This window comes from Burkholderia sp. LMG 13014 (genome assembly GCF_905232215.1).
GTDB lineage: Bacteria > Pseudomonadota > Gammaproteobacteria > Burkholderiales > Burkholderiaceae > Burkholderia.
On the sequence record NZ_CAJNKE010001030.1, the window covers coordinates 1 to 1,168 of the forward strand.

Annotated in this window: 3 protein-coding genes; all 3 read left to right on the forward strand. The window is 67.7% G+C overall.

The features are described 5' to 3' along the window. Window positions 1–140: 140 nt before the first annotated feature. The gene (locus tag JYJ84_RS37135; protein WP_175223109.1) at window positions 141–335 is read left to right on the forward strand and encodes a hypothetical protein; all 195 of its coding nucleotides are present in this window, start codon (window positions 141–143) and stop codon (window positions 333–335) included. Further along, window positions 332–955 carry a hypothetical protein gene (locus JYJ84_RS37140; protein WP_175223110.1) on the forward strand — a complete coding sequence of 208 codons (624 nt, stop codon included), beginning with the start codon at window positions 332–334 and terminating at the stop codon, window positions 953–955. Before JYJ84_RS37135 ends, JYJ84_RS37140 begins: the two co-directional genes overlap by 4 nt. Window positions 956–984: 29 nt before the next feature. Next, window positions 985–1,168, forward strand: a 184-nt coding sequence (locus tag JYJ84_RS37145; protein WP_205190343.1) for a hypothetical protein, incomplete at its 3' end; no start/stop codon positions are given.

Consider the following 1,168-nt stretch of genomic DNA (forward strand, 5'->3'; position numbering starts at 1 on the left):
AGTCTGTACCCGGAGCTGGCATCGCCAGCCGGGCAGGCCGAATGCGCGCAGTGCGGCGCGCGCGGCCCGAAAGACGACTGGCTCTGCCCGCGCTCGACGAACCCGCATGCACAGTGCGCACGCGCAGGAGGGCGGTCCGCATGAAGATCGCTGCCTTGATCTGCGCCGTCCTGGCTCTCGCCGCGTGCCGCGAGGACATACCCGACAACCGGATTCTGCTCGACCGGGACGGCTGCGCGTTCTTCGCGCGGCCTGGCGTCGGCGACACCACGTTCCTGAAGCGCTTGCCGGACGCTGATGAGCCGCGCTGCAAGCTGGGAGGGAAGGGCGCATGAGCCAATCCCGCACCCGTGACCTCGTAGAGATGGTGAAGGCCGCGGGCCTCGACGCCGTTCGGCAATACGGCAAGTCGGGCCGGGTCTGCGTCGACGCCCGCGCGCCGAACAGCGCGGAGCGAACGTTCTCACTTTCCCACCGGCAGGGGGATTTGCGCGGCGACGCAAACCAGCAGGCGGAGATACGCCGCTGGGCGCGCGCCAACATGCCACCGCCACCGCCGCCCGTCGAGCTGCCGAAACCCATCATCACCGTCAAACCCAGAAGGAGCACCGTGAAGAACCCGACCGATACCAAGCAGGCACAACCGTCGAGCGCCGAACAGGAGATGACGCCGCGCGAGTTCTACCGCCTCTGCGAGTGGCTGAAGCAGGTGAGCATCGACGTGTCGGGTATCGACGTGCTCGCCCGCGCCGCGTCGAACGCGCTCGGCCAGGAGATCAGCGCGGACACCATGCGCGAAGCGATGGAGGTGACTGGCACGCCCGAGCCGGACGCATGGAACCCGCTGCCCGATCCGCACGTCGTGCTCGCACGTGAGATCGAGTCGCTGACGAAGGCGCTTGGTCACGAGCCGTCTCCACACTTCCGCCGGCTGCTTGCGGCCCTGTCGTCCTGATATGAAATGTTATCCACAGGTGCAATGTCATGAAGCGAATCATTCTCAACGGCCTGAGCATCGCGGGCTTCGGGCTCGCTGGGCTGATCCGATCGTCCGGGCGTGCGATCGGCCGCTACAGCTCGATCACTCAGGCGCGCGCTATCCAGTACGGCAAGCCGCGGCCGCCGATGCGCACGACGGCGGCCGGCGTGAAGCGCGCCGCGGCGAAAG

Bases quoted from the DNA above. Each gene is read 5' to 3' on its own strand.
- JYJ84_RS37140 (WP_175223110.1), top strand. From the start codon at position 332: ATGAGCCAATCCCGCACCCGTGACCTCGTAGAGATGGTGAAGGCCGCG.
- JYJ84_RS37135 (WP_175223109.1), top strand. From the start codon at position 141: ATGAAGATCGCTGCCTTGATCTGCGCCGTCCTGGCTCTCGCCGCGTGC.